Origin of the sequence: Thermogemmatispora carboxidivorans (assembly GCF_000702505.1) — a bacterium.
GTDB lineage: Bacteria > Chloroflexota > Ktedonobacteria > Ktedonobacterales > Ktedonobacteraceae > Thermogemmatispora > Thermogemmatispora carboxidivorans.
In genome coordinates this window covers 354,129-373,568 of the sequence record NZ_JNIM01000001.1, presented here as the reverse complement: position 1 = coordinate 373,568, position 19,440 = coordinate 354,129, and the positions used below count along the sequence as shown (strand labels likewise).

At 62.7% G+C, this 19,440-nt stretch carries 16 protein-coding genes; 8 read left to right on the top strand and 8 right to left on the bottom strand.

Annotated features, from left to right (window positions below; all coding sequences use genetic code 11):
* Nucleotides 1-30 precede the first annotated feature (30 nt).
* Nucleotides 31-810, top strand: coding sequence for a sensor histidine kinase (locus tag N688_RS01500; RefSeq protein WP_052887633.1), 780 nt, complete (start codon nt 31-33; stop codon nt 808-810).
* Between the two features lie 522 nt (nt 811-1,332).
* Nucleotides 1,333-1,632, top strand: a complete 300-nt coding sequence (locus N688_RS01495) for a DUF4177 domain-containing protein (RefSeq protein ID WP_052887632.1) — start codon at nt 1,333-1,335, stop codon at nt 1,630-1,632.
* Between the two features lie 261 nt (nt 1,633-1,893).
* On the opposite strand, the gene N688_RS01490 is transcribed toward N688_RS01495, so the two are convergent.
* The gene (locus N688_RS01490; RefSeq protein ID WP_052887631.1) at nt 1,894-2,421 is read right to left on the bottom strand and encodes a peroxiredoxin; all 528 of its coding nucleotides are present in this window, start codon (nt 2,419-2,421) and stop codon (nt 1,894-1,896) included.
* A gap of 490 nt (nt 2,422-2,911) precedes the next feature.
* Between N688_RS01490 and N688_RS01485 the strand changes: the two genes are divergently transcribed.
* The gene (locus tag N688_RS01485) at nt 2,912-4,408 is read left to right on the top strand and encodes an aldehyde dehydrogenase family protein (protein WP_052887630.1); all 1,497 of its coding nucleotides are present in this window, start codon (nt 2,912-2,914) and stop codon (nt 4,406-4,408) included.
* A 143-nt stretch (nt 4,409-4,551) separates the two neighbouring features.
* Here N688_RS01485 and N688_RS01480 read toward each other — a convergent pair whose 3' ends face one another.
* Together N688_RS01480 and N688_RS01475 are read right to left on the bottom strand one after the other, a co-directional pair.
* The gene (locus tag N688_RS01480) at nt 4,552-5,817 is read right to left on the bottom strand and encodes a DUF4388 domain-containing protein (protein WP_052887629.1); all 1,266 of its coding nucleotides are present in this window, start codon (nt 5,815-5,817) and stop codon (nt 4,552-4,554) included.
* Nucleotides 5,818-6,003: 186 nt separating this feature from the next.
* Nucleotides 6,004-7,263, bottom strand: a complete 1,260-nt coding sequence (locus N688_RS01475) for a glycosyltransferase (protein WP_052887628.1) — start codon at nt 7,261-7,263, stop codon at nt 6,004-6,006.
* 252 nt (nt 7,264-7,515) lie between these two features.
* Here N688_RS01475 and N688_RS01470 point away from each other — a divergent pair, with 252 nt between their 5' ends.
* Nucleotides 7,516-8,229: an SDR family NAD(P)-dependent oxidoreductase gene (locus N688_RS01470; protein ID WP_052887627.1), complete on the top strand. Its 714-nt coding sequence runs from the start codon at nt 7,516-7,518 to the stop codon at nt 8,227-8,229.
* 186 nt (nt 8,230-8,415) lie between these two features.
* Nucleotides 8,416-8,850: a 6-carboxytetrahydropterin synthase gene (locus N688_RS01465; protein WP_052887626.1), complete on the top strand. Its 435-nt coding sequence runs from the start codon at nt 8,416-8,418 to the stop codon at nt 8,848-8,850.
* On the opposite strand, the gene N688_RS01460 is transcribed toward N688_RS01465, so the two are convergent.
* The 3 genes from N688_RS01460 to N688_RS01450 all read right to left on the bottom strand — a co-directional run bounded on the left by N688_RS01460 (nt 8,837) and on the right by N688_RS01450 (nt 11,901).
* Nucleotides 8,837-10,018 (bottom strand): HEAT repeat domain-containing protein, encoded by a 1,182-nt coding sequence (locus tag N688_RS01460; RefSeq protein WP_052887625.1) that lies wholly within the window; start codon nt 10,016-10,018, stop codon nt 8,837-8,839. The two genes, N688_RS01465 and N688_RS01460, sit on opposite strands and share 14 nt — an antisense overlap.
* 252 nt (nt 10,019-10,270) lie before the next feature.
* Nucleotides 10,271-10,858, bottom strand: a complete 588-nt coding sequence (locus N688_RS01455) for a beta-class carbonic anhydrase (protein ID WP_162179468.1) — start codon at nt 10,856-10,858, stop codon at nt 10,271-10,273.
* A gap of 236 nt (nt 10,859-11,094) precedes the next feature.
* The gene (locus N688_RS01450; protein WP_052887623.1) at nt 11,095-11,901 is read right to left on the bottom strand and encodes a phosphate signaling complex PhoU family protein; all 807 of its coding nucleotides are present in this window, start codon (nt 11,899-11,901) and stop codon (nt 11,095-11,097) included.
* A gap of 429 nt (nt 11,902-12,330) precedes the next feature.
* Between N688_RS01450 and N688_RS01445 the strand changes: the two genes are divergently transcribed.
* The gene (locus N688_RS01445; protein WP_052887622.1) at nt 12,331-13,182 is read left to right on the top strand and encodes a PIG-L family deacetylase; all 852 of its coding nucleotides are present in this window, start codon (nt 12,331-12,333) and stop codon (nt 13,180-13,182) included.
* A gap of 138 nt (nt 13,183-13,320) precedes the next feature.
* On the opposite strand, the gene N688_RS01440 is transcribed toward N688_RS01445, so the two are convergent.
* Nucleotides 13,321-14,178, bottom strand: coding sequence for a serine/threonine-protein kinase (locus tag N688_RS01440; protein ID WP_052887621.1), 858 nt, complete (start codon nt 14,176-14,178; stop codon nt 13,321-13,323).
* A gap of 980 nt (nt 14,179-15,158) precedes the next feature.
* On the opposite strand from N688_RS01440, the gene N688_RS01435 reads away from it, so the two are divergent.
* The gene (locus N688_RS01435) at nt 15,159-16,472 is read left to right on the top strand and encodes a glycosyltransferase family 4 protein (protein WP_052887620.1); all 1,314 of its coding nucleotides are present in this window, start codon (nt 15,159-15,161) and stop codon (nt 16,470-16,472) included.
* 11 nt (nt 16,473-16,483) lie between these two features.
* Complete coding sequence (locus N688_RS01430) at nt 16,484-17,947, top strand: glycoside hydrolase family 57 protein (RefSeq protein ID WP_052887619.1); 1,464 nt, start codon at nt 16,484-16,486, stop codon at nt 17,945-17,947.
* Here N688_RS01430 and N688_RS01425 read toward each other — a convergent pair.
* Nucleotides 17,944-19,263, bottom strand: a complete 1,320-nt coding sequence (locus N688_RS01425) for a cytochrome P450 (protein ID WP_081838396.1) — start codon at nt 19,261-19,263, stop codon at nt 17,944-17,946. The two genes, N688_RS01430 and N688_RS01425, sit on opposite strands and share 4 nt — an antisense overlap.
* Nucleotides 19,264-19,440: the final 177 nt, after the last annotated feature.

Genomic DNA, 19,440 nt, shown 5'->3' with positions numbered 1-19,440 from the left:
AGCCACCGAGCGAGTAGGGAGGCCACACGCATGCGTGCTCACCGCAAGCAGTCGCAGGAAGAGGTTGTCAGGGCGCTGCAACAACAAGTAGATGAGTTGACTCGTACCAACATGCTCCTTCAAGAGGAGCTGGCGCGCAAAGAGCAGTTTACGGCGATGATTGCTCATGAGCTGCGTGGCCCGCTCGCTCCCATCATCAACTATGCCCAGATGATCGCCCGCCCCAACTGTCGCCGCGAGACAGTTGAGCGTGGTACAGCGATCATTATCAGCCAGGCCCAGCGTCTGAAACGCCTGGTCAACGACCTGCTTGACGCTTCTTACCTGTCCACCGGCCAGTTCAAACTCCTGCTGGCCGAGTGCGATATCGTGGCCTTGATTCGCGAGCTGGTTGAGCAATTCCGTCCGCTGGCCCCTTATCATCGCCTTACCGTCGAAGCTCCCGAGACCCCGCTCGTTGGTCGCTGGGATGGTGAGCGGCTGCAGCAGGCCGTCGGCAACCTGCTCGATAATGCCATCAAGTACTCCGACGAGCATACGACCATTACGGTCCGCGTGAGCCGGCCAGAAGAGCACCTGGTGCGCGTGAGCGTTCACAACGTGGGGCGGGTCATTCCGGCAGCGGAGATCAATAGCATCTTCCGTCCCTACGTGCGTCTGCAGGCAGCGCGCAGCCGTCAGGGGTCAGGTCTGGGTCTCTACATTACGAAGAGCATCGTCGAGGCTCACGGCGGTACATTGCGCCTGGAGCGTCCCGGCGTCGAAGACCAGGGTACCACCTTCTCCTTCGATCTCCCGCTCTCATCCTGATCCTGCCCTGCGTCCTCTGTCCGGCGCGGGCTTCCGGGCTTGTCTCTCTTTTTCCTTCTCCTGCCTGTTCAAATGACCAGGCTGCGGCCCTGGGAATTTTCCCGGCCTTCTTCCCCTGCCTTCTGACGGTGTGCTCCGCCAGTTGTCGGGCTATACTGTCTCTTGGGCGGAGAGACCCGTGGGAGCACTAGCGCGCCCCCTGCCCGGAGCCTGTTGCATTGTGGAACCCGGCAGGCCCCGGCGTCTGGCGGGCAGGCTACACTCTCTGACAGAAGCGTGCGAGGCGTCAGATCGGCCTGTCCAGTGCCAGGGAAGCCACCGGACGTGGCTTCAAGGGTCCGGCACGGTAGGACAACCACGGGTCGCACACCTGCCCTTGTTCTTTGTCGAGCAGAGCTGTCAGACAGAGGACGAGACAGCATCGACCCCGCACCCGTTGCTCCCGGCCTGGTCTGGCCCCAGACTGTTCGGGCTGCGGTCCAAGCGAGCGAGCGAACGAGCGAGCTGAAAGGAGGAAGCACTATGCCACAGCAGTGGGCTTATAAGGTCGCCTATATCGACACCCGCGGGCGCATCTCCTGTGAAGGTCTGGAGACGCTGATCGGCAACGAGCGACGCAGCGCTTTCGTGCGCCGCTATCTGAGCAGCCTGGGCCGCGAGGGCTGGGAGCTAGTGGGCATTCAGCCCCTGACCTCAACCTCGGCCTACTATGTCTTCAAGCGCCCAGCCCAGGAGGGCGATTACAGCGAGTCGGCACCCGCTGCCACAGAGCAGCCACGCGCCGAGCCAAGCAGCGGCAGCCCCACCATCGAGACAGCCTAAGCTCTCCTTCCTGCCATCCTTCCCACTCTCGGTCTGGGCACCAGCTGATCACCACACACAGCAAAGCGTGACCCGGCCTCCTCTCCTGGCTGGCGCCCGCTCTGGGCAGGCCAGCAGGCAGCGTAGGCCGGGCCACGCTCTCTTTTCTCCCCGCTTCTACTCGGACTGGCAGGCCGACAATTGAAAGCCGGTTCCCGTTTTGCTTGCCCGCAGCGCTGCACCAGGGGCCGCCAGCGCTCAGGCTTGCTCTCGGGCCTGCTTCTACTCAGCCTGCTGCTGAGTAGAGACACCGGCCCCTTCTTCCGCCTGCAAGGTTCGCACGATGTTCAGCGCCTCTTCAACATGCTTCTCAGGTTTGAACTGCGATGAGAAGATGTGACGCACTACGCCACGTTTGTCAATAATATAGGTCACGCGCCCCGGCAGCAGGCCGAGCGTTGTCGGTACGCCGTAGCGCTTCCGTATGGCAGCACCCCGGTCGCTCAGCAGAATGAAGGGGAGCCGATGCTGATTGGCAAACTCCTGATGCGACTCGCTCGAGTCCGAGCTGATGCCGATCACTTCGGCACCCGCCTGCTTGAAGACCACATAGCTATCGCGGAAGCAGACCGCCTCAGTAGTGCAGCCAGGCGAGTTATCCTTGGGATAGAAGTAGAGAACCACCACAGACTTGCCGATGAAGTCGCGGAGGCTGACCGGGCGGCCCGCCTGATCAGGCAGGGTGAAGTCTGGCGCCTGGTCACCGACCTGCACTTTGCCTTGCTGCTCGGCAGTGTTTGATCCGCTCATGCGCGTGTTTCCTTTTCTTTCCTTTCATAGAAGAGCGACCGTCAGCCGAGGCGCGGGAGCGTCGGCGTAGTCTCCACCGCTCACCCGGTCGGTCCCTCCTCCGAACTATGCAGAACATTCACACGTAGAGAACCTAGCCCAGATGTTTCCTTTCGCTCCTTTCACAGAAGAGCGACCGTCAGCCGAGGTGCGGGAGCGTCGGCGTAGTCTCCACCGCTCACCCGGTCGGTCCCTCCTTCGAACTATGCAGAACATTCACACGTAGAGAATCTAGCTCAGACGAGCAGCCTGTGTCAAGGTAGGCACACGCAGCAGTTTGTCCACCTCAGAGGCACTGCTACTGGTATGCTATAATGAGGATCGGCTGCCAGCGGCCAGGCGGGTCAGCCCCGCCCGCGAGCAGCCAGCAGCCGCTGATCGAAGCCGATCCCGTGCTGTTCTCACAGGATGACGTGACGTAGATGATTCTCAGCGAGGAGTGACCTTTTCCATGACGCAGCCACATATCCAGACCAACGTTCCGGCGCGCGACGAACCGCCGGTCCTCTATAACTTCATCGGCGGTCAGTGGCGCCCCTCGGAGAGCGGGGCCACCTTCGTCAGCACCAACCCGGCCCATTGCTCTGAAATCATTGGCTACTACCAGCAATCGAGTGTCGCCGACCTCGATGAAGCCGTGCGCGCCGCGCGCCAGGCACAACCTGCCTGGGCGGCCACACCGGCGCCGCAGCGCGCCGCGATCCTGTCACGCGCGGCCCAGATTCTGGAGACGCGCCAGGAGGAGCTGGCGATCCTCATGACGCGCGAGATGGGCAAGATCCTGAACGAGGCGCGGGGCGAAGTTCAGACGGCCATTGATGTTGCCCGCTACATTGCCAGCGACGGCTGGCGTGCCGAAGGTGAGACCGTCCCCTCGGTTCAGCGCGGCAAGCTCTACCTGACCGTACGCCAACCGCTCGGCGTCGTCGGGCTGATCACCCCCTGGAACTTCCCCCTGGCTATTCCTGCCTGGAAGACCTTTCCCGCCCTGCAGGCCGGCAATGCCGTGGTTTTGAAGCCCGCCAGCGACACCCCCCTGCTGGCCCTCAAGCTGGCCCAGGTCCTGCAGGAGGCCGGCCTGCCCGATGGTCTCTTTAACGTCATCACCGGGCCTGGTGGCACCCTGGGCGAGGCCCTGGCCAGCCATCCCGACGTCAACATGATCTCTCTGACCGGCTCGACCGAGGTCGGGCGGCGCGTCGCCGAACTGTGTGGGCGCGACCTGCGCCGCTGCGCGCTGGAACTGGGCGGCAAGAACGCCGTCATCGTGCTGGAGGACGCCGACCTGCCGCGCGCCGTCGCCAGCGTGGCCCTCGGCGCCTTCGGCACCACCGGTCAGCGCTGCACGGCCACCAGTCGCGTCATTGTGCACCGCGCCGTTGTCTCCGAGTTTAGCGAGCGCCTCATCGAGGCCGCCGCCAGCCTGCGCATTGGCGATGGCCTGCGCGAAGATGTCGACATGGGACCGCTCGTCAATCGGGGGCGCGTGCAGGCCGTGCACGAGTACACCGAGCTGGGCAAGCACGAAGGGGCCAGGCTTCTCTATGGGGGCAATCCACTGCGCGAGGGAGAATACAGCGACGGAGCCTTTTACCAGCCGACCATCTTCGGCGAGGTCCAGCCCGAGATGCGCATCGCCCGCGAGGAGATCTTTGGCCCCTTCGTCTCCATCATCCCGGTGGCCTCCTACGAAGAGGCGGTGGCCGTTGCCAACAGCACCATGTACGGCCTCTCAACGGCCATCTTCACTCGCAGCACCCATTACACCTTCCGCGCCATGCGCGACATCCAGTCCGGGCTGATCTACGTCAATGCGCCAACCACGCGCTCGGAGATCCATATGCCCTTCGGAGGAATGAAGGCCAGCGGCAACGGCCACCGCGAGCTGGGTCCCAACGCCGTCGCCGACTACAGCGAGGTCAAGACCGTCGCCGTTGTCTATGAATAGCCTGACCTGATCCACGGCCAGCAATCCCATCTCAGGCAGCGGCCCGCGGCGCGCCGCGGGCCGTTGCCCCCTCAGATCAGGCCCTCTTCTGGCTCGGGCCGGGCCGGCCAGCCAGTCAGCCAGCCCAGCTGGCTGGTTCAGGCTCAGTTCTGGGGTGGCTCAAAGAGCGAGAAGAAGGCTTCCCACACTTCTTGATTTTCCAGCCGTTCATAGAGCGAGGCCACGCGCGAGTTAATGGTCTCAAAGATCACGCGCAAGATACGCGAAAGCACCGCGAGCGCTTCCTCGTAGAACTCCTTGGAGCGCTGGAGGTCGCCGTGGAGCACCTCATGGCAGAGGGCCGTGAAATTCTCCACATCGATGCGATTCCCCTGAATAATGAACTTGTAGTTGCCCATATAGCGCAGATGCTCGCGCGTCAGCAGGGCCTCCAGCGTATTGGGGTCCAGCTCGGTCCCATTGGCGCGGCAGGTCTCGGCCAGAGCCTCCATCGTCCAGTTAATATACTGCACCAGGGCCGGCAACTGCTCCACCGGATTCTTGCGCTTATACCAATCCTGCTCCATGCGGCTGATCAGATTCAGCAGCTCGAAGCTCTCCATGCGCATCCGCTCGGCAGGACCAGGCAAGCGGACCGTGCGAGCGCCGCGCGAAGGGGGATGAGGCTCCTCTGCCAGCGGAACAATCAGCCGCTGCTGGACGAGCGTCGCCAGATCACGGGCCACCTCCAGCTCGGGCCGGCGCAGACCGGTAGCGATCTTGCGCACCCAGCGATGGATCGCCACCCGCTGCAGCACCTCGATCACTCGCCCGTTGAAAGTAAGCGGATAAGGAATCGCCGGCACCAGCTGTAGGATCGTGCGCATCCCATTGGGCAGATACAGCTTGAGCTGCTCCCACTCATCGGAGTAGCGCACCATCTCCATCGTCACGCGCACAATCTCCAGATCGAGCGACTGCTCTCCATAGGGCAGAAAGGCCTGCTTCTTCGGGCTGGTGATGAACTCATAGGTGCCTTCGCGCCAGAGAGCCAACTCACGCGCTGTCCACAGCGCCTTCGTACGCAGGGCCTCGTAGAGCTGCTGCTCATTAATGACGCGCATAGCAATCAGGCGCTCGCCGATGCGGCGCCCGAAAGCGTCCTGCAGCTGCTGATTAAAGGCCCACTCCACTTCGTGATAGGTGGCCATTCCCAATTGCTGGAGCACATCGCCCAGAGTCAGCGCGCAAGGATCAAGCTCAGAGCAGTTGGCGATCTTGCCATCACTGAAATAGAGAATACCGACCCGCCCCTGCTCGTGCTTCAAGTGCAAGGCACCCGTCGCCGACCCCAGCTCCATCATCTGCAGAATTTCAACCAGCCCGAAATCTCTCAGCGACCCCTGCAAGAGTCTGGTATTCGTCGTCATAGTTCCCCCTCGAATGGGACTTGCCTCCTCGCCACCTGTCCTCTCCTCTCGTCATACCTGGCCACGTCCGTCCGTCCGTCCGTCCGTCAGCCCAGCTCAGGCCAGCCACCACTGCCTCGGCGCCCCGGTCTCCGCCTGATGCTCCGGAGAGTACACTTGATGCATTATAACAGATGCCAAGTCATTTCAACAAGCACCGCTTTGCCCCGACATCTCTCCGCCTCCCTCCAGGGCCGCGCGCAGCCGTGGGACAAGCGCCTCCCAGGAATAGCGCTCTTCGACCAGGCGCCGCCCATTACGCCCAAGCCGCCGCGCCAGCCGCCGATCGCGCAGCAGCGCCACAATTGCCTTGTCAAAGTTCTCCAGCTCACACACCAGCCCATGCTCACCATCGCGCAAGGCCAGACCTTCAGCCCCGCGCGGTGTCGTGACCACGGCTCGCTCGAGCGCCAGGGCCTCCAGGATCTTGTAGCGGGTGCCGGAACCATGCCGCAGCGGCACCGGCACCACCACCGCTCGCGTCAGATAGGGGCGCACATCCGGGACGGTATCGGTGACGACAACCTCCGGCTCACGGCGTAGACAGGCCACCAGCCCATAGCGATCGCGCCCAACCAGCACGAGGCGCGCCCGCGGACAGCTCCGACGCACCGCGGGCAGGATGCGTTCACTGAGCAGGACCGCCGCCTCCACATTGGGGCCATAGCCGAATTCCGCCGGATAGACAATATCCAGGCTCTCCTCTACCGCACCTTCGGCCCCAGCAACCGCACCCTCCGGCATCGGCGGCGGCTCATAACGGCGCAGGTCGAGAGCGTTCGGCACGACACGTAGCCGCAGCTCCGCACCGGAACCACAGACCTGCCGCTGACGGCGGACATCCTCCTCCGACGGCAGCCAGACCTCATCGGCAGCAGGAAAGCAGCAGCACTCACGGCGACGAAAGACCAGATGGCGCAGGCGCGCCTCCTCCGCCTCGCGCGGCGAACCGGCCAGCTCTGCCAGCTGCAGCGCCAGCTCGCTTTCAACATTATGGCAGTCGATAAAGACACGCAGCCCACGTCGCTTCAGCATTGGCGCCAGCTCGCTGGCATAAGGATGCACCAGTACAACATGGGTCGCCTGCTGCTGCGCCAGCCAGTCCAGCAGGCGGCGACGCTGGTTTGCCAGCGAGGGAGCCACGTAGCCTGGCCACAGATGGCGCAGGCGCAGCCCCAAGGCTTGCATGCCATGCGGCGGCACAAAAGCCGCCAGCTCGGGGCGCTGGGGATCGGAGAGCGGCGGCTCCTCAAGCGAGACCGGACCGCCCTCGCGCAGATCCCAAACGGCCAGCCCCTGCGCACCAGCCAGGCGCGTCAGCAGGCACTGTAGCTGGTAAAAGCGGATCTGCAACCCGCCGATCATCGGCGGCACTACCACCCAAGGAGCAATCAGCGCCAGTCGCATCGTCTTCGCTACCTTAGCCTCCCTCCTCACAAACAGAACGAGAGCAAGCCCGACAACGACAGCCAGCGAGGCCGCACAGGAGTACCCACGCCGGCACACTCGCCCTCATCAGGAGCATTGTGCGCCAGAAGCCTGGTCGCTGTCAAATCCCCCTCCAGGCAGCATCGTCCCACCTCGCCCCACCAGCGAGCGGGCCAGCGCCACAACGGGAGAGCATGAAAAAGCCTGTCCGCGTTTGCTATAATTCCGAACATGAGCATCAAAGATCGAGTCGCCGTCATCACCGGAGCAGGCCGGGGCATCGGGCGTGCCACCGCCGAGCGCTTCGCGCGCGAAGGGGCCAATCTTGTCCTCTTCAGCCGCACACCAGAGCATCTCGACGAGACGCGCGCCCGCATCGAGCGCCAGGGGGGCCGGGTGCTCGCCATTGCCGGAGACGTTGCCCGCGAAGCAGATGTCGAGCACCTCTTTCAGCAGGCCCGCGCCCACTACGGGCGCGTCGACATCCTCATCAACAGCGCCGGCATCGTCGCCGTGTGTCCCTTCCGCGAAATGGATACGGCCACCTGGGACCGCGTGCTGGCCGTCAACCTGCGCGGTACCTTCCTCTGCTCTCGGGCAGCCTTCCGCCTGATGGCCGAGCAGGGCCAGGGCGTCATCATCAACCTCTCATCGCTCTCGGGGGTCAAAGGCGTGGAAAAATTCCCGGGTCTGAGCGCTTATAACGTCTCCAAAGCGGGCGTCGCCAGCCTGACCGAGATCCTGGCCCTGGAAGGCAAAGCCCACAACATCCGCGTCTGCGCCGTCAGCCCAGGAGCCGTCGACACCGACATGCTGCGCCAGGCCGCGCCCCACCTCAAGCCTGGCATGAGCGCAGAGGACATGGCCGAGATCCTGCTCTTCCTGGCCGACGACAGCGGGCGCATGCTCAGCGGCACCAATCTGGAAATCTACAGCAACGCCTAGCGAGCTGAGCGGAGCAGTCAGTCAGCCGGGGCGAGGAGAACAAGCGACAAGGCACGGGCTGACGGGCAGGCTGGCAGACAGACAGATAGACAGAGAAGCAAGCAGGGAAGCAGTGAGCTGTTTGTCCGGGCGCCATCTGCCAGCGGTCAGCCAGTGAGTGGACAAGACGGGAGACAAGACGGGACTATGGCAACGGTCTACTTAACGCGCCGCGCCAGCTTTAGCGCCTCGCATCGACTCTGGAGCGAGGCCCTCAGCGAGCGCGAAAACTGGGAGCTTTACGGCAAATGCGCCAATCCCAACGGGCACGGGCACAACTACACGCTGGAAGTCACACTGCGTGGCGAGCCAGATCCCCGCACGGGCATGCTCATGAACCTGGCCGAGCTGCGCGAGATCATGCATCGCGAAATTGTCGACCAGGTCGATCATCGCCACCTCAACTACGACGTGCCCTGGCTACGCGAGAGCATTCCCACCACAGAGAACCTGGTCATCAAGTTCTGGGAGCGGCTGGAGGTCGCCCTCCCGCCGGGCCTGCTCTACGAGGTCCGGCTCATCGAGACCGATAACAACAGCGCCAGCTATCGAGGCGAGCGCCAGCCACTCACTCATCCATAAGTGAGCGGAGGCGGGCCTTCCAATCGCTATCGTTGGCAGCATCGTCGCTCTCGCCGATCGTCCAACTGCGGGCCCCATCGGTGAGGCGCGTCGGCTGGGCGGTCAGCGGACGAGGAGAAGCATTGAGGGTACGCAGGGCAGACTGCGCGGCCTTGCGCACATCGTAGACGGGGTCCTGCAAGAGGGAGCGAATCGCCTCGCGGCTGCTCTGGTGGCCCAAGCGGCCCAACGCACGCGCCGCCGCGGCACGCTCATCGGAGGTCGGCGCCTTGAGCAAGGCTTCCAGCTCAGGCGCCAGGCCGGTCAGCGAGAGATCGGCGATCAGGCGCAGAAGCCGGCTGCGGCGCATGGGATGGCGCAGGCTCGCCAGGGCCGCACGGCAATCGGCGTAGATCTGCTCGTCGCTCAACAGCCCCTTCGCGCGCGCCTCGGCCACCGCCAGCTCGGCGGGCAGCGACGACGACCCGCGGAGAAACGGCTCAATCCAGCCAGCGACCGGCTCCAGCTCGCCGACGTACTCATGGAGCACCAGGATATCGTGATAGTGCTCATCCAGCCAATAGTAGAGGGCCAGCGTCATCTCAGCATCCCGCGCCGCATAGGCGACCATCGCCGGCGGCAACGGACGCCGCGCCCAATCGGTACGCTGCAGACTCTTATCGAGATGGATGCCAAAGGCCCGCTGCAACATCGCCGCCAGCGACGACTCGTTCTGGCCGAAGATCGAGCGACTCGCAGCCTCCAAATCAAAGTAGTGCGCTACATTCAGGCCGCGCTCGGCCATCACGTGCAGATCGGCCCCCGCCCCATGCAAGAGAATACTGATCTCCGCATTCTCAGTGACCACCGCCAAAGGAGAGAGATCAGCGAGGCGCCAGGCATCAATCACAAAGCACTGCCCATCGATCGCCAACTGCAGCAGAGCCAGGCGATGGGACGGACCATTCTCGCCCAGGAGCCGCGAGCGACCCTGGACAAACTCAGCGTCGACTCCGATAATGCGGGCCGTGCGCAAGACTGCAACAGCGTCAAGCAGTTGCTCCGGTCGCTCTACATAGAGACGCTGCCCTTTGGCCGGCGGGCGACCGGGCGGAGGCGTCGGGCCAAGATAACCCGGCTGAACTTTCTCTTGAGCGCCTGGTTCCGGCGAAGCATCTCTGTCTTTCAACGCTTCTGCCATCCTGGTCACAAAAGCTAGAAACGCTACCTGACTATCAACCTGGAGGTGTCTCCCACTATAGCAGATTTTCGCGCTGACGTACAGACCACAGCTGCACCCCCTCAGCCTCCCTCTGCCCAACAACCACCCCCTTCCTCCCGACTCGCCCTCTATGCCTAACGCATCAGTCGCGAAACCATGCTTGAGCCTGGAGCAGCCAGACCTTCTTAAGAAGCAGCCACCCCAGCGCTCGCCCGCCCCTTAGCCAGCCAGCCCCGGACGGGTGTCACGATCAACCAGCTCCAACCTGCCGCTGACCACATCGATCACCAGGCCGTGGACCGGCAACTTGGGCAGGAAAGGACTATTGCGAATAAAGCGCACTACCTCGCGCACATTCTCCTCTAGCTGAGAGAAGGCTCCCAGCCAGCGCACCAGGCCCGCCTGATCGCCCAGACCATAGCGCTCAATCAGACCCTGCGGCTCCACTCCCAGCGCCTGCATTGAGCCAGTCAAGGCCGCTGGATCGACATGGGCCAGGCCACAATTGGTATGACCGATGACCAGCACCTCACGCACGCCCAGCAAATAGATCGCTCCCGCCAACGAGCGAATCACATCGCTGTTGACCCCCTCCCCTTCACGTCCAGGCAGGGCCACCGTCGCCCCTGCCGTGCGCAACTCAACAACATCGCCGCGCTCCAGCCCCAGCGCCTGCTCCAGCAAGCCCACCAGGCGGCAATCCATACAGGTGACTACCGCCGTCCGTCGCCGGGGCAAATGGCTCAGCGGCGCCAGCTGGTGCTCGGCCACAAAGCGTCGATTATGCTCAAGAACCTCATCCAGCATAACATACCTCTCTCGCCAAGCTTCCTGCACCTGCATGCCGGCAGCGCGGCCATCACAGCCATTCTCCAAGAGGCCAGGCAGGCAGGCCAGTAAGTGCATGAGTGAAAAGATGGATGGATGGATGGATAGATGGATGAGTTCCAGTGTAGCACAGTCATCCGAGACATGCAACGAGCAGGCCCCGTCGGAGCCTGCCCAGTCTCGTCGTTCCCGCCAGAGCCAGTCGGTCCGTAGGCTCACTCCTGCTCGCGTTCAGCGATGGCCGCCTCGCCTTCGACAATAAAGACAATGCGCTCACAGATATTGGTACAATGATCGGCAACGCGCTCCAGCTTGTGGGCGATCCAGAGCAAGTATGTCGCGCGCTGCAGGATGCGCGGATCGCTCTGCAGGGCAGGAATCGCCTGAGCCCCCGCCAGCATAGCCATCAGATCATGGCGCACCAGGTGATAGCGCACATCAACCACATCATCCTCTTGCCAGAGATGACGGGCCGCCGCCGCATCGCGCTGGGCAAAGGCCTGCATCGTGCCCTGCAGCACGCGCCGCGCCTCCTGCCCCAGGTCAAGAATCCCCTGCATAATCGAGGCCTCACTGACACCGTGATGCTCCTGCCGCCCTGCCGCCTGAGCCGACGCCGGACCGTTGCCTGCCCCCCCATCGGCCAAACGGCTATCAACCTCCACCTGCGAGACCGCCTCAGCCCGCAGCGGCATCATGCGCAGAATGATCGTGGCAATACCCGCCGCTCCATCGCCAATGCGCTCCAGATCACCGGCGATCGAGAGAGCCGCCGTCAGATAGCGCAGGTCCATACCCGCCAGCGGCTGCTGGAGGGTCAGCAGCCGGATCGTATGCTCCTCGATAGCCGCGCGCAGGCTATCGACACGTGCATCCGCCTCTATGACCATGCCCGAGCGCGCCTGGTCGCCACTGCGTAGCGCCTCAAGCGCGTTCTTGAGCGCCTCATCAACCATCGCGCCAAGCTGATTGATCTGCTGATCCAACTCCTGTAGCTCTTTATCAAGCAACGTTCGCGTCATCAATCTCTCTCCTTGCACAAAGTCAGCTCGCCTTAAACAGCAGACAGGTAGCTAAAGTAGACAGCACGCAAGAGGAATAGGCTCGCCTACCAGACTAGCCAGCCAGCCAACGAGCAAGCGAGCTGGCCACAACCTGCCGCCTCGCGGTCTGCGCTTCCCTGCCACCGCAGAACCGGGACCAGGCAACCATCGGCTAGCTTAACGACAGGCAGCTATAGCCGCCAGCCCTTACCCCGTTCAGTGTACCACATTTTTCTCCGAAAAGATAGAGTATTATTGCAATCTCCTCCTCTAACCTTTAGGGATAGGAGAAAAAGGATTACAGCCGACCAGGTAGCGGCCTGCCGCCTGCAATTGACAGCGGGCGATGGCAGTGCTAGAGTAGAGCAGGTTCCACGCAGCTAGCTCGTACAAAGGGGATAGATAGACATGGCAACACGGCGACTGCTGGGCGTCTTCGCTCACCCCGATGATGAAGGCAGCATGAGCGGGGCCTTCATCCTTTACGGTCAGGCAGGAGTTGAGACTGGCCTGGTCTGTGCTACGCGGGGCGAAGTCGGAGAAATTGCCGATCCTGTTCTGGCCACGCCCGAGAACCTCGGCCAGGTGCGCGAACAAGAGCTGCGCGCCGCCGCCGACGTCCTCGGCATTCGGCACCTCTGGTTTCTTGACTACCGCGACTCAGGGATGGCAGGCACGCCCGATAACAACGACCCGCGGGCCTTCATCCAGGCTCCTCCTGCCGACGTCATTGGCAAGCTGGTCGCCATCATTCGTGCCTTCCGCCCCCAGGTCATGGTGACCTTCGACGAAACCGGCGGCTACGGCCATCCCGACCATATCGCCATCTACCGCTACACCACCGGCGCCTTCTACGCCGCCGCCGACGAGGCCCAATATCCCGAGCTTGGGCCGGCGCACGCCGTCTCGAAGCTCTACTATACCGGCTTCCCGCGGAGCGGCATCCAGGCCCTGGCCGAATGGCTCAAAGAACAAGATCTTTCCCTGGAGGGCACCGCTCTGCGCGGCAGCGACCTCGATCAGCTCGGCATTCCCGATGAGCAGATCAGCGTCGCTCTCGACGTAACCTCTGTCCTGGATCAGAAAGATCGCGCCTGGGCCTGCCATCGGACACAGCTGGGAACCGTAGGCATCATGGCCCGCATCCCCCAGGAGATCCAGCGGCGCTGGCGAGGGTACGAGTGCTACCAGCTCGCCGCCACGCGCGTCGGCCCCGACTTGCCAGGCGAAAACGATCTTTTCGCCCACATCCACAGCTAACGGCGCCTGGGCCTTGCTTCTTCTTCCTGGACTGGCCAGACCGACGGGACCTGCACGCCTCGGCCCGGCTCTGGCTAGCGAGCTGTTCCCGTCCCCAGACCAGGCACAGCCGCGACCTTACGCCTGTGGCCGCCACAGTCATCTTCTTCCTCCCAGCAAGGCCTCCTCACAGGCCCTGGCAAAGGCCCAGACGCTGGGATAGCGCCTTCGCGGCTCGCGCGCCAGTGCCCGCGCCAGCACCGGCTCAATGGCCGGCGGCAGCGTGGGCACATGCTCCCGCGGCGATGGCAGCGCCACCCGACACCGGTGAAGCCGCTGTAGCTCGATAAACGAGCCGACCAGGGGCGGCGTCCCGCAGAGCCACTCGTAGAGGACCACCGCCAGAGCATACTGATCGCTGGCTATGCAGGGCCGCCCCTCAAACTGCTCTGGCGCCATGTAGGCCGCAGTGCCCACCAGCGTCTGGGTCGCCCTCAGACGCGCCAGACGTAAGGAGGCCGCGATGCCAAAATCGCTCAGCAGGAGATGGTTCGGCTTGACCAGCAACAGGTTGTCGGGCTTGACATCCTGATGCACCAGCCCATAATGATGCACGGTCTGCAGAGCCGCCGCCGCTTGCCGCAGATAGTGACAGGCCTCCCACGGCAAGAGACAGGCCTCCCCTCCACAGTAGCTGCGCATGCTGCCGTAGGGAGCATACTCCATCACCAGATAGGGCACAGGACCAGCAAAGCCAAACTCGTAGATCTGCACAATGTGAGGATGAGCCGGCAACCTGGCCAGGAGGCGGGCTTCACGCCGTAGCTCTTCAGCTTCCTGGCCCGAGGCCCGCAGACGCAGCACCTTGATGGCAACCAGACGCTCGATGTAGATCTGACGCGCCAGGTAGACGCGCGCCATCCCCCCTTCGCCAAGCTGACGGATCAGGTCATAGTTGCCAAGCCGCGTCCCAGGCTCAAGTTCACTCTCATCAGAGCCTTCTTTCACACGCATCATTTCTTCGCTCTCCTAAGCCGTGACGACTCTTCGCGTATCATCCCTCAGAAAGGCGCAAAAGCTGACATCCGCTCTTCTGTATAGACTTCCTCCATGAAAAGCAGAAATGGTCATTCACCATAAGTGAAGCACTATCCAGAGCCGAGTGAGTTGTGCCTCTCTATAAGAAAGGACGTCAGCACCAGGCCAGAGCTAAAGCGCTTCTTCTCAGAGCCATTGCCAGCGTCCAGGGGAGAGGGCTACGGCCACAAGGGAATTGGCCGATTGCTGTTGCAGAGGAGATGGTATACTAGACATGAGCAGAGGCGATGTTTCCAGCACTGCCCGCTTCTAGGCCAGACGCAAGGCAAGCTTGAGCAAAGACGCCGTCTCTTCCCAGCGGCCCACAGCCAGGGTAGACAGTGGTGCAACCCGAGGAGAGCCTTGCCTCTCCCTCTGACGGATCAGCAACGACAGCCCAAGGAAGGAGTGTCGACGACACACAGCCGCAGTCATCCCACTCATAGATGATTCATACATGCACGCCAGCCCACGTGCACGGCGTGGAGAGACGTGCACATGCGCCAGGCGTACCGATGCAAAGCCGCTTATCGCGCCCGACCACGCACGGGATCGCAACGGAAGATCAGGGGCTTCTCGTGCTCGTTCCCTGGCCCTACGCTGCGGGCCAGGTCGGCAGCAGCGGCAGTCGCTGCTCTGCTCACCGCCCACAGGTCGGCTGGCCAACGGAGCTGGCCGCTTAGCGTAGAGAGGAACTGAGAGCAATACCTATCGCCGCAGCAGCACCAGTGGCGCCAATCGTCAGGCACCCAACCGACCGATCGATTGACTGATCGCGCTGGTCTTTACTGCGCCTGTGGTTGGCCCTGGCCGGCCAGCACGCCAGCCTCTCAGCGAGGTAACGGGAAGCCAAAGGTGCAATCCAGTCCAGTCCAGTCCTTCTTCTTATTAGAATAGAACACAATAAGGACAGACCAGCTATGATTGAATTAGAGGGAGCTATCTCGCCAGAGAACACACTCTTTGTGCTGCTATGCTTCGAGGGGCCAGACGTCTACTCGACCGCCGGCGGCCTGGGCACACGGGTCACCGAGCTGAGCGAGGCCCTGGCCACTCAGGGCTACACTACGCACCTCATCTTCATCGGTGACCCCTACAAGCCCCCAGTGGAGCACCGCGTCGAGGGTCGCCTGATCCTGAAGCGCTGGTCGCAGTGGGTCAGCAAATACTATCCCAACGGCGTTTATGATGGTGAGGAGCAGAAGCTCTACGACTATAATGAGAGCGTTCCCCAGCACATCTACGAGGAAATCGCGCGCCCGGCAGTCGAACAAGGGAAGCTTGTGGTGATCATGGGTGAAGACTGGCATACCGCTGAGGTGATGTGTCGCATCTCCGACCTGCTCCACTGGTTTGGCATCCGCCAGCGCGTCCTGATGCTCTGGAACCTCAACAGTCTGATGTCGCTGCACCGCATTAACTGGGGCCGTCTGAGCTATGTGACCACCCTCTGCACGGTCAGCAAGTATATGAAGCACAAGATGTGGGAGCTGGGCGTTAACCCGCTGGTGATTCCCAACGGCATCCCGGCCCGCCACCTGACCCCAGTCGATCCGGCCATCGCCACTCGTCTGCGAGAGATCGCACGCCAGGGTGATCCGCGGCGTCTTTTCCTGTTCAAGATTGGGCGCTTCGATCCTGACAAGCGCTGGATGATGGCCATTGAGGCCGTGGCCCGTCTCAAGCACAGCGGCCACCCTGTGACCCTCTTTGTCCGTGGCGGTATCGAGCCACATGGGGCTGAGGTTCTCAGTCATGCCTATCATCGTGGGCTGGTCATCCGCGATGTTATCGCCCAGCGCCCTACGCTGGAGCAATGCATCGAGGCGGTGGCCAACGCCGGCCCTGCCGACATCTACAACCTCCGCTTCTTCTTGCCCGAGGAGTTCGTGCGCAGCATCTATCACGCCGCCGACGCCACCCTCGCCAATAGCGGTCACGAGCCATTCGGTCTGGTAGCGCTGGAGGTCATGGCTGCCCGCGGCATCGCCGTTACCGGCTGCACCGGCGAGGACTACGCTATCTCCTTTGAGAACGCTATTGTGACCGAGACCGATGATCCCGATGAGATTGTCGGCTACCTGCTCCATCTGGGCCGCCACCCCGAGGAGCAGGAGCGCATCCGCTGCGCAGGCTTCCGCACGGCTGAGCAATTCCTCTGGGATCAGGTCATCGAAAACCTCATCAGTAAGCTGGAGTTTCTGGCACGAAAACAGAACATCGTGCTGAAGTAGGGGTTCGGGTTATGGTTGCTGAGCTTGCCATTTATACCGTGGTGCATCAGCCACGTCGCCTCAAGCTGCCCGCGCAGCCGATTCCGCGGGGCGCTTCGATCGAGGATATAGGGCGCTGCCTCTTCGACGAGCGGATGAACGAGCGCTACTTTCGTAAGGTGGCCACCTATTGTTACTACCCGGCAACGCGCATGTTCCTGGACCTGGTGCGCCAGGGCCTCCATTTCTCGATCGGCTTCTCGCTCTCGTTTCTGCGCCAGGCCGAGGCCTGGGACCCTGCCCTGCTGGACCTCTTCCGCGAGCTGGTAGCGCATGAGAACGTAGAGATTATCGGCGTGGAACCGTACCACAGCTTCCTGTTCTTGCTCGATCTGCCGGCTTTTATTGCTCGCATGCAATGGATGGCCGATGAGATCGAGCGCATCTTTGGGAAGCGCCCGCAGGTGACCGACACGACCGAGATGTGTATGTCGGAGACGATTTATCATGCGCTGGACCTGGCTGGCTTCCGGGGGGCCTTGATGGATGGCCGCCCCTGGGTGCTGGGCTGGCGCGAGAGTACCCATCTCTACCACTATACCGAGGAGCTGCCCTACGCGCTACCGCCGCAGGCCTATCGCCCTCCGACACTCCCAGGCCGGCGCAGTACCGGTAACCATCGTAGCCGCAATGCTGTCGTCGGCGATCGCGAACGCGGCCCCTATCTGCTGGCGCGTCACCTCGACCTGAGCGACGATGTGGGCTATCGCTTCTCTAATCGCTCGTGGTCGGGCTACCCGCTCTACGCCGATCGCTACGCCGACTGGCTGGCCCATACCTGGGGCGATTTCCTGCTCCTCGGGTGGGACTACGAGACCTTCGGTGAACACCACCGCGTCGATAGCGGCATCTTCGAGTTTATGCGTGCCCTGCCCGCCGAGCTGGCGCGCCGTGGCGTGCAAACACGCACGCCTAGCGAGCTGATCGCCCGCTTCCAGCAGCACGCCTATCATCTGCCTTTGCCAGTCTATCCGACAACCTGGGCCGGGAGCGGCGGTATGGAGTTTTTCCTTGGCAACAGCGCCCAGCAGACGATTTTTCAGTTGATGGGCCAGGTCTATGGCATGGCACGTCTGACGGAGAATCCAGCACTGCTCGATCTGGCTATCTGGCTGGCCCAGTCCGATAATCTGCATCTGATCCAGTGGTTCGGACGCAGCGGCCCCGAGGCGGAGGTCTCGGCCTACTTTACGCCCCGCGAGTGGTGGGAGCTGGGACCAGACGGCGTGATTCGTGAGCAGCAGCAGGTCTATTTGAATGCGATCAGGGCGATGGAACCGTATTTGCCGACAACGGTGGCCCGCCAGGAGCGCCTGCGCGCTCGCCTGGCCCGGGCCACCACCACACGCAGCACGCGCACACGCCCCGCTGGCGCACCGGGCCAGGAACAGGGCAGAGCCTTGTTGGAGGCTGGCTACGTGCTGCAGAAGGCTTAAGGCTCCGCGGTGCCGCTGGGTGTGATCACCCCCGATGCTGGGCTTGCTTCCTGAAGCCGAGAGCCGCTCTCGTCGAGCGAGACAATGAGGTCGCGCAGCTCGTAGCCACAGATTAGCTCGTTCCAGCGCAGCCGCGGTGGACGCTCAAGGCGCAGTCCCGGTAGCGCCAACAGACGCCGCAGAAAGATGTCGCTTTCCTGCAAGGCGATGGGCGCCCCGGGACAGCGGTGCGCGCCATCGCCAAAGCCCATAAGCGAGGACGGAACGCGCTCTTCGTGTAAGGTTCGCCCTGGACCGAGCCGCCGCGGTTGCTCTCCTACAACCCGCTCGTCGCCGTTGATGGCATAGATGTGCAGGTCAATCATGGCCCCCGCCGGAATGCGCAGTTGCTCCTCGGCGGGGCCGGCAAGAACTAGCTCCCGACTGGTACGACGATAGAGGTGACCCACTACCGGCTCCAGGCGAAGCACTTCCTCCAGCAGGGCAAGGCGCTCCTCCTCTGGAGCCTGTAAAAAACGCTGGCGCAGCGCGGGCTGCTCTAGCAGATGCCAGGCGGCAACGCCGATGAATTCGCGCGTGGTGATCATGCCAGCAGCACCATAGGTGACACATTCGGTCAGAATCTCACGCGCGCTATAGCCCTGGGCCAACAGGTGCGAGATGACGTCCTGACGCGGCTGCCGGCGACGCGCCCGAATCGCCGGACGCACATCTAGCCAGTAGAAGCGTAGAACCGCCCACTGCAGACCCAGAAAATTGAGCCAGGTCCGCGGGTCAGGACCGAGGCGCTGAATGGGATAGCGAAAGAAGGCTTCCAGTCGGCTCGCCATGCCCGGGAGCCAACTGTCGGTTAGCCCTACTACTTCGGCAGCAATACGCACGGCCATCTCCAGCGTGAGCCGGCTCAGGTCAATCTTCTTCCGCCGCCTCAGCTTCTCAATCAATTGCTCGCTCACAGCCTCCATGAGCTTCCGGTATTGCTCGTTGACGACGCGCGGCGCGAAAAAACGGGCCGTCTGTCTCCTCTGCTGCTGGTGCTCCTGACCTTCGCTGTAGAGCAGCGGTAGACGCATGAGACGGGGCAGCCGCGCCAGCACTTCAGCTTTAAAACCGGCCTGACGCACGGCACTGCTGCGCAGGATGGCTCGAGCCTCTCTGAAGGCCCGGACGTGCCAGACTCCCGCCTGGTCAGGCTCGATCGCTGGCTCCGCTCGCTCTAAACAACGGGCTGTCTTTTGCTCCCCTCCCCAGAGCCGCCGCTCGCTCTGCCCGGTTGGCTCTGACCCTCGGGCCGGCGCTATGATCCTGCTCTCCATTGTTGGTCACTCCCCTCATCTCTGGGCCCTCCCTTCTTCAGGTCGGACCCTCCTGGCTTGCAGCCTTTATGATATATAGTATATCATAATATATTCATAATATCAAATCTTCGCAAAGGGAGCGGCGGGCAGGCTTGCTGGAGAGAGCTGGGCGCGCCTTCTAGCTGGACGTGCTAT